This is a genomic window from Pantoea sp. Pa-EAmG (assembly GCF_030024295.1).
GTDB lineage: Bacteria > Pseudomonadota > Gammaproteobacteria > Enterobacterales > Enterobacteriaceae > Pantoea > Pantoea dispersa.
This window is the reverse complement of the sequence record NZ_JASEWO010000198.1, coordinates 1-7564: the sequence shown is the minus strand read 5'-3', so window position 1 is coordinate 7564 and position 7564 is coordinate 1. Positions and strand designations below refer to the sequence as shown.

The window sequence follows — 7564 nt, the reverse complement described above, 5'->3', positions numbered from 1 at the left end:
AAGGATGATGCATTAAGAACATTATCATTTGAAATCATAATGGTATTTTTTCCTTAGTCGAGTCACCTTCAGATCTATTTTTTTCATCATGAGAAGTAGTGGTGTAACCAGTAAAACCAATGCTTCACTGGTGCGTAAGAAAGGACAAAACTGCGCCGTTTTCTGTAGGGGCGCCATTCATGGCGACCAAAAAAGCAGGGAGAAATTCCACAAGCCTGCCGCGGCACATTGTATCACCGGGCCGACGGGTTTGCCCCCACTGAGCCGCGCACCACCATCCAGCTGTCAAATGCGGGTAAGGCGCCGGCGGATTGCTGGCGGATGTGGCAAATCAACCGGCGCGCGGCTTCGCGCCCCATTTCATATACCGGCTGGGCGACCACGGTCAGCGGCGGTGACATCAGCTCGGTCCAGGGAAAATCGTCGTACATCACAAAAGAGATATCTTCGGGTACGCGCAGGCCGCGTTTGGCCAGACCGCGCAGGATGCCCATCGCAATCAGGTTATCGGAGGCAATCAGCGCGCTGGGTGGTTCGGCGAGCGCCAGCAGTTCAGTCAGGATCTGCTCAATGATGGCTTCGCTGAGCGCATTAAGCCGAATCAGCGCTGGATCCAGTTCCTTACCTGCGGCCCGGTAGGCATCAATCATTCCGCTAACACGTTGCGCCACCGGCGTGGGGCCCAGCGTGATTGCCGGCGAATAAGGTGCAGCGCTGCGCATGCTCGAGAGATAAGCAATACGCTGATGTCCGGCCGCCAGTAACAGCTCCGTCGCCTGTTTGGCCACTGCGACAAAGTTCGCCTGGATGGTCTCTACCTCCATCCCCTGCACTGCCCGGTCGAACATCATTAATGAACGCCCTTCTGCCAGCACCTGGCGAAGATGCTCGTTATCCTCAAACAATGAGCTGCACGGCGCGACGATGATGCCATCGACGCGCTTATCCAGCATCACGCGCACGGCTTCCCGTTCCTCGTCCAGCGTTTCATCGCTGTTACTCAGCAGCAGGTGAAAACCCGCCTGGCGCGCGACGTCGGCCATGCCGCGCAGCGCGAGGCCAAAGTGCGGGTTTTCAATGTCGCCGACAATCACCCCGATAGTATTGGAGCGGCCGGTGTTCATGCTGCGCGCCAGCTCGTTCGGTCGGTATCCCAGCGCTTCAGCAGCCTGATTCACCCGCGTCTGCACGTCTTCACTGACGGAACCATACCCGCCCAGCGCGCGTGCCGCCTGAGCTTTGGAAACATTGGCGGCGCGGGCGACGTCGGCGACGGTCGGACCGCGTGAACGAGCATTTTCATTGGTCATAATTATTTCGAATCACAAGTTGATAACAACATAATTGACGCTGCTGATAGCGTGTGCTTAATATCAGTATATCCGAATGAGACCGGTCTCACAACCAGAGCCGGTTTCATTTTGCCCCGCGTTGAGACCGGTCTCAATAACAATAAACCGGCTTGGCGAACTCTGAAGTTTCACCTGCACAGACGGAAGAGCCTTATGACATCGCACAAACGTTTCAATCACCTGAACGCCGCCCTGTTCGGCACGGCAATGCTGGTTTCCGCCAGCTGGAGCGCCCACGCCGCCAGCGACAGTAATCCCTGGGGTTTGATCGAACCCGGTCATCTCCGCGTTGCCAGCCTCGGCGACGCGAAGCCCTACACCTTCACCGATAAAAACGGCAACTTCACCGGCTTTGACGTCGAATTCTTCAAAAATGTGGCGCATCGCATGGGCATCGATCAGGTGGATTTTATCGGTCAGGACTTCTCCGCCATTCTGCCGGCGGTGGCAAATGGCCAGTATGATGCTGGCGTCGCCGCGATTGGCATCACGCCGCTGCGCGAAAAAACCGTCGATTTCTCCACCGGCTATCTTGCGGGCTATCTGACAGTGCTGACCCGCAGCGATTCCGGGGTGAAAAACGTTGAAACCCTGGCGCATAAACGGCTGGGGGTGATTCAGGGCACGCTGCAGGAGAACTATGCGCTGCAGCACTTCAAACAGACCGATCTGGTGCGTTTCCCCGATAACAACGCAGCGGTGTCCGCGCTGAATAACGGCACGCTGGATGCCATGTTCCTCGACTACGAAGCCGCCAAAGATTATGCCACCCGCTTTAAGCTGGTCACGGCGGCGAACATCCCTTCATTTGACGCGCCTGCGGGTGTCGCCATCGCCAAAGGCAAGCCCGAGTTCAAAGCAGCGCTGGATAAAGCCATCAAAGCGGCGATGCAGGATGGGACCTGGAAACAGCTGTACCAGAAGTGGTTCCCGGGTTCGCCAATGCCGCAACAGTATCTGCCCGGCGGCCAATAACCCTGCGCATCGTTATGCGTGAGACTGCATCCGGTGACGGCGCATGTCCGTCACCCGCAACCGAGAATCGGCTATGGATCTGATCACTATTCTTTCCCGTACGTTTTTTGATATTCCATCGATGATGGACGTCCTGCCACAGCTGCTGGCAACCGGACTGGTCAACACCATCATTATCTCCGTGGCGGCCACCGTGGTGGGCACGTTATTCGGCCTGATACTGGCGTTGATGGGCATCTCGCCCTCGCGCTGGCTGCGCGTGCCCGCGCGGCTGTATACCGATCTGTTTCGCGGCTTGCCTTCCATCCTGACCATTCTGTTGATTGGTCAGGGCCTGGCGCGTTTCAGCTATCAGCTATTTGGTCCGACGCCGTATCCGCTCGGCATTTTTGCCCTGAGCCTGATTGCCAGCGCTTACATGGGCGAGATTTTCCGCTCCGGTATCCAGAGCGTGGAACAGGGGCAGATGGAAGCCTGCCGGGCGCTGGGAATGAGCTATGGCCGGGCGATGCGCCTGGTGATCATTCCGCAGGGCATCCGCCGCGTGTTGCCTGCGATAGTCAATCAGTTCATCGCCATCATCAAAGACTCGTCGCTGGTTTATCTGCTGGGCCTGATGACCGGTCAGCGTGAGCTGTTCCGCGTCGGCCAGGATGCCGCCGTGCTAAGCGGCAACCTGTCACCCCTGATGCTGGCCGGGCTGTTCTATCTGGTGATCACCGTGCCGCTCACCCACGCCGTGAACTACATCGACGTCCGCTACCGTACCGGACGTCGCCGCGCCACCGCGTCACAAAGCGGCCTGAAGGAGCTCGATGAAGTGCAGCAAAAGCGCAACGTGGTTCCGGCGGTCTCCCTTACCAGCGAGCGAGGACACTAATATGGCCATGCCATCTGCATTTCACGGCGCCAGCCTCGAGCTGCGCAATCTGACGCTGGCGTACGGCCCGATTGAGGTGCTGCGTAATGTGTCACTGAGCATCGAACCGGGCACCACCACCTGCATCATCGGTCCCTCGGGATCGGGAAAATCCACCTTACTGCGCGGCATCAATCGCCTGCATGAGCCGAAGAATGGCGATGTCTTACTGGCCGGGCGTTCTGTGCTGAAGGACAAGCCCGATGCACTGCGGCTGAGAATTGGCATGGTGTTTCAGCATTTCAACCTGTTTCCCGATCACAGCGCGCTGGAAAACGTGGCGCTGGCACCCTGGAAAGTGAAAGGCCGCCCGAAAGCCGAAGCGCTGGAGATTGCCCGTCAGCGGCTGGCTGAAGTGGGACTTGCTCAGCGAGCCGATCACCGTCCGCGCGATCTCTCCGGAGGTCAGCAGCAGCGCGTGGCAATAGCGCGCGCGCTGGCGATGGAACCGGAAGTGATGCTGTTCGATGAAGCCACCTCGGCACTCGACCCTGAGCTGGTGAAAGGCGTTCTGACGTTAATGGCCGATTTGTGCCAGCGCGGCATGACCATGGTGGTCGTGACCCATGAGATGGGCTTCGCCCGGCGCGTGGCCGACCAGGTGGTGTTTATGGATGAAGGTGAAATCGTGGAAGCCGGCACGCCGGAACAAATCTTTGACCGTCCGCAGTCCGCGCGCCTGCAGCGTTTTCTGTCGGAGGTGCTGTAATGACACATCTTCAGGTTAGCGGCCCAGTCCGCACGGCGCTGGTGGGATTTGGCGTCGCCGGCAGCGTGTTTCATGCACCGCTGCTTGCCCATAACGCCGACTATCGTCTCGACGTTATCGTCACAGGCGATGCCCAACGCGTAGCGACCGCGCAGCAACGTTACCCCCAGGCGCGCGTGCTGCCGGACTGGCCAGCGCTGCTCAAGGCCATTGATGGCGGCGAGATCGGCATCGATCTCATCGTGCTGGCCACGCCGCCGGCGCAACACGCGGAGCAGGCTGTGCAGGCCAGCCAGCGCGCGATCCATCTGGTGGTGGATAAACCGTTCGCACCAGACGTGCAGGCGGCAGAAATGATGATCGCTGCCGCGCAGCAGGCCAATACCTTGCTCACCGTGTTTCATAACCGACGCTGGGACGGTGACTTTCTGACATTACAGCGCCTGGTACACCAGGAAGCCTTCGGCACCGTAAGGAGTTTTGAGTCGCGTTTCGAGTGGTGGCGACCGCAGGGATTCGGCAACTGGCGTGACAGCGTCACGCTGGCACAGGGCGGTGGTTTATTGCTGGATCTCGGCAGCCATCTGATTGATCAGGCCATCCAGCTCTTTGGCCCGGTCGCCCATGCCACGGCAGAGCTGGCGCGCCATTCCGGCCCGCAATCGGACAGCGACGAGGACTGTTTTGTCTCATTGCTGCACCACAACGGCGTGCGCTCGCGGCTGTGGATGAATGGCCAGGCGGCACTGAATGCGCCGCGCTTTCACCTGCTGGGCAGCAAAGGCGCTTTCACCCACTGGGGGCTGGACAATCAGGAGCCGCAGCTGGCGGCTGGCATGTCGCCCGGCGATAGCCAGTACGGCGTCACGCCGGCAGAAAACGTTGCCCGGGCCGGCACGGTCGGGGCAACCATAACGGTGCCGATTGAACGTGGTCACTACCCCGCTTTCTATCAGCTGTTAGCTCACGCGCTGGTACATGGCGGGTCGCCGCCGGTTGATGCGCGTGAAGCGCTCGGCGTTTTACAGCTTATTGAGCAGCTCCATCGGCAGCATCGCGTACGTATTGCCTGAAGGGCGAACATTTTTTAACAGAAGGAATGAATGATGTCTGACAAAACCGTGGCAAAAACCGTCATCGTGCTGGGTGGCGGCATCCTCGGCGTCTCAACCGCCTGGCAACTGGCGCAGGCGGGCGCGCAGGTCACGCTGGTGACGGAAGCGGCACTCTGCTCCGGCGCTACCGGCCGCTCCCTCTCCTGGCTCAACTCCGCGGGCGAGCGTTCACAGCCTTACCATGCGCTGCGCATGGCGGGCATTGACCGCTATCGCACGCTGTTTGCCCGTCATCCGCAGCTCGACTGGCTGCGCTTCGACGGCGCGATTTACTGGGCCGCAGACGATGACGCGGGCACCAAAGCGCGTCATCACTATGAAAAAGCGCAGGGCTACGACTCAAAGCTGATCAATCGCGCCACGGTCGGTGATGTCGATGCACAGGTGAATCCGGCCAGCCTGAGTCAGGTGGCGATTGCCAACCCCGGTGAAGGCTGGGTCAGCCTGCCGCATCTGGTTGAGCATCTGGTTCAGGCATTGCGCGCGCTGGGCGGAGAGATCGTTGAGCACGCCGGTAAAGCCAGCGTGATCACCAAAGACGGCCGGGCCAGCGGCATTCGCAGCGAAAAGCGCGGTGAGCTGCTGGCCGATCGCGTACTGGTAGCGTGTGGCCCGTGGACGCCGGAAGTGGTTGCCCCGCTCGGCGTGCACATCCCCAACGGTTCTCCGGTCTCTATGCTGGTGACCAGCCAGCCCGGCGATCACCGGCTGCAGGTGGTAATGAATACGCCGCGCGCGGCGGTCCGGCCTAATCCCGGCAACACCATCGCCGTCGATCATGACTGGTATGAAGAGCACATCGTCGCGCAGGCCGACGGGCAGTACAGCATTGATACTGCAGTCATTAACCAGCTGATGGCGGAAGCGGGTAACCTGATCGCTGACGGCGCGCCGCTGAAAGCCAGCAGCTGGAAAATCGGTCTCAAACCGATTCCTGGCGATGGCGAACCGGTGGTCGGTGAGCTGCAGCAGGTTCCCGGCTGTTTTGTTGTCTTCACCCATTCCGGCGCCACGCTGGCATTGATCCTCGGTGAGATACTGACGCAGGAGATACTCACCGGCATTAAACACCCGATGCTGGCGACCTTCCGCCCGGAAAGATTCAGCTAACGTCAGCACCAGCGCCACGAAGAAAGTGGCGCTGGCTACACGCCCTGTTGTCTGTCACACACCGCGACTTTGCCCAATCCCATCGCCTCGTCCACGCGCCCTTTCCGCTTCCCTGCTGGTCTGATATTCGCGTATTGCCGGTTTCTTTTCCGATGACAACCGCCAGGGCCAGATAAAATAAGAGTCCGCTATTGAGGCCATAAAGCTTCAGCGGCGGAAAATGTCACATTTTTCATGCAAATCACGACAATCTGAACACAGGAAACCCCTTATGCGTATCGCCATACTCGCCCTGGAAGGCAGCGTACTGTCCGCCGTTGCCGGAATGACCGACCTTTTCTGGATAACCAACAAAGCGATTGCCTCTTCCCCCGTGCACGCCGCACGCTTTCCCGATAAAGCTTTTGAAACGCTGATTGTCAGCGCCAACGGGGATCCGGTGTGGGATACGGAAGGCCGCCTGATTCACATCGACAGCTCATTTCAGGGGGCCGGTGCGGTTGATGTGGTGATTGCGCCCGGCATGTTGCTGGGGCCCGACCTGCAACCGATTAACCTCAACAGTATCCGTCAGGCTGCTGGCTGGTTTAACAAACTCTATCAGCAGGGTGTCTGGGTGGCTGCTGCGGGCACCGGTGGCGTGATCCTTGGCGAGGCGGGTTTGCTGAATGATCGTTCCTTTACCACCACCTGGTGGGTCAGCCATATGCTGCAGGCGCGCTATCCGCAGGCGCGACTGGCGAAAGGCAAAACGCTGGAGGAAGACGATCGCGTCATTACCAGTGGTGGCTGTTTTTCGTGGATATCGCTGGCCCTGTATATCATTGAAAAAAGCGCCGGCAAGGCGGTGGCGGATCTCACCCGGGAGATGTCGCTGGCCGATAACCCTGTGCTGCACACCCACCTTCCCGGCTCGCCGGGTGCGGGGAAAAGCAGCACGCCGTTTCTGGTGCGGGCGCAGGAGATCATCCGCCTGGAAAATCCCGCCATCAATGCCGCGCAACTGGCAGCCGCACTCAACGTTACCGGGCGCACCCTGCAGCGCAGAATGAAAGCCCTGTCGCAGGAGACGCCAAAAGAGTTTATCACCCGCATCCGCATTGAACTGGCCTGTACCATTCTGGCCAGCACCGACGTCAGCGTGCGTCAGACCGCCTTGCAGTGCGGTTACAGTGAAGATACCGCCTTTCGTAAAGCCTTCCATCAGGTGATGGCGATGACGCCGGCCCAGTATCGTGAGTGGATAGCACACCGTAAGGCGCAGGTAATTAGCACCAAATAATACGCCACGCATTTTGAAAGTTTTTAATTACTTCAAAATTAATGATCCTGAGAAGTTAATTTATTCATAATTTTTGAAATAACCTTTTGTGATGTGATGCCG

The 7564-nt window shown here is 59.0% G+C and carries 7 protein-coding genes; 6 read left to right on the top strand and 1 reads right to left on the bottom strand.

All coding sequences use genetic code 11. From position 1 onward, the window contains the following. Nucleotides 1-233: 233 nt before the first annotated feature. Complete coding sequence (locus tag QMM04_RS19370) at nucleotides 234-1310, bottom strand: LacI family DNA-binding transcriptional regulator (RefSeq protein ID WP_159377730.1); 1077 nt, start codon at nucleotides 1308-1310, stop codon at nucleotides 234-236. Between the two features lie 195 nt (nucleotides 1311-1505). Here QMM04_RS19370 and QMM04_RS19365 point away from each other — a divergent pair, with 195 nt between their 5' ends. The 6 genes from QMM04_RS19365 (at nucleotide 1506) to QMM04_RS19340 (ending at nucleotide 7462) form a co-directional block, all read left to right on the top strand. Next, on the top strand, nucleotides 1506-2327 hold the full coding sequence (locus QMM04_RS19365) for an ABC transporter substrate-binding protein (protein ID WP_058776328.1): 822 nt from the start codon (nucleotides 1506-1508) through the stop codon (nucleotides 2325-2327). 73 nt (nucleotides 2328-2400) lie between these two features. Then, a complete protein-coding gene (locus tag QMM04_RS19360) occupies nucleotides 2401-3207 on the top strand; it encodes an amino acid ABC transporter permease (RefSeq protein ID WP_282996795.1) in 807 nt (268 codons plus the stop codon). 1 nt (nucleotide 3208) lies between these two features. Further along, complete coding sequence (locus QMM04_RS19355) at nucleotides 3209-3955, top strand: amino acid ABC transporter ATP-binding protein (protein WP_021509433.1); 747 nt, start codon at nucleotides 3209-3211, stop codon at nucleotides 3953-3955. Then, a complete protein-coding gene (locus QMM04_RS19350; protein ID WP_282996794.1) occupies nucleotides 3955-5028 on the top strand; it encodes a Gfo/Idh/MocA family oxidoreductase in 1074 nt (357 codons plus the stop codon). Before QMM04_RS19355 ends, QMM04_RS19350 begins: the two co-directional genes overlap by 1 nt. A gap of 33 nt (nucleotides 5029-5061) precedes the next feature. Next, nucleotides 5062-6180, top strand: coding sequence for an FAD-binding oxidoreductase (locus QMM04_RS19345; RefSeq protein ID WP_211724682.1), 1119 nt, complete (start codon nucleotides 5062-5064; stop codon nucleotides 6178-6180). Between the two features lie 271 nt (nucleotides 6181-6451). Then, the gene (locus tag QMM04_RS19340; protein ID WP_241798452.1) at nucleotides 6452-7462 is read left to right on the top strand and encodes a helix-turn-helix domain-containing protein; all 1011 of its coding nucleotides are present in this window, start codon (nucleotides 6452-6454) and stop codon (nucleotides 7460-7462) included. Nucleotides 7463-7564: the final 102 nt, after the last annotated feature.

Excerpts from the sequence above, each read along its gene's own strand:
- QMM04_RS19345 (WP_211724682.1), top strand. The coding sequence starts at position 5,062 with ATGTCTGACAAAACCGTGGCAAAAACCGTCATCGTGCTGGGTGGCGGC.
- QMM04_RS19340 (WP_241798452.1), top strand. The coding sequence starts at position 6,452 with ATGCGTATCGCCATACTCGCCCTGGAAGGCAGCGTACTGTCCGCCGTT.
- QMM04_RS19360 (WP_282996795.1), top strand. The coding sequence starts at position 2,401 with ATGGATCTGATCACTATTCTTTCCCGTACGTTTTTTGATATTCCATCG.
- QMM04_RS19355 (WP_021509433.1), top strand. The coding sequence starts at position 3,209 with ATGGCCATGCCATCTGCATTTCACGGCGCCAGCCTCGAGCTGCGCAAT.
- QMM04_RS19370 (WP_159377730.1), bottom strand. The coding sequence starts at position 1,310 with ATGACCAATGAAAATGCTCGTTCACGCGGTCCGACCGTCGCCGACGTC.
- QMM04_RS19350 (WP_282996794.1), top strand. The coding sequence starts at position 3,955 with ATGACACATCTTCAGGTTAGCGGCCCAGTCCGCACGGCGCTGGTGGGA.
- QMM04_RS19365 (WP_058776328.1), top strand. The coding sequence starts at position 1,506 with ATGACATCGCACAAACGTTTCAATCACCTGAACGCCGCCCTGTTCGGC.